The organism is Neisseria dentiae (assembly GCF_024580525.1).
In the GTDB taxonomy this organism is placed as follows: Bacteria; Pseudomonadota; Gammaproteobacteria; order Burkholderiales; family Neisseriaceae; genus Neisseria; species Neisseria dentiae_A.
The window spans coordinates 1-632 of sequence record NZ_JANIKQ010000063.1; the positions used below are offsets into that span (position 1 = coordinate 1).

Below are 632 nucleotides of genomic sequence, written 5' to 3' on the forward strand. Positions count from 1 at the left end.
AATAGTCGCCTTTGGTTTCGGCTTCTGCAAAACCTTTTATATCGCCTATCACAGGAATAAAATCAGCCAGAAAGTTCACTACTTCCAACTGCTTTCTTTCCCCCAACCGGTAAGCCTTATCCCACTCCGGATCCCGATTGCGCAATTCGGCTTCCCTTACAGCTTCGATACGCAGCTCTTCAACCGTCGTATTATTCTCCACCGCCCTCTGCGCAGCCTGCCCGCCGGCCACCCAGTCCGAACCCGAACCGCCGCCAGCCGCGCCAACCGCCACTCCGCCCAAGCTCAGAATGCTTGAAACAGTCTGTTTCTGCTCTGCCGTCAGCCTGCTGCCGTCTGCTTCACCATACAGCCATTTCGACACATACGGCGCCGCCGCTTCCGCCCCGCCCGCGCTTATCGCGGCGGTCAGGGCGTTATGGTCGCCCGCTGCTGCGGTGGCGGCGGCAATTACGCCGTGGGCTACCGCGCGGGCGGTTTCTTGTGCGGCGGTTAATTCGGCGGCTTCGGTTTTGCCGACAAGCAGGTTTTCTTGCGCCAATCCTTTGAAGTATTGGCCGACGGCGTAGGCTGCCGCAGGGCTGGCGGTGGCGGTGGCGATGCCCAAACCACTGTCGGTCGGGGCGGATAAG

The 632-nt window shown here is 60.3% G+C and carries 1 protein-coding gene; it reads right to left on the bottom strand.

Features of this window, described 5'->3' with window-relative positions; genetic code table 11:
• On the bottom strand, positions 1–632 hold a 632-nt coding region (locus NQ012_RS12870), incomplete at both ends, for a VENN motif pre-toxin domain-containing protein (RefSeq protein WP_257067969.1).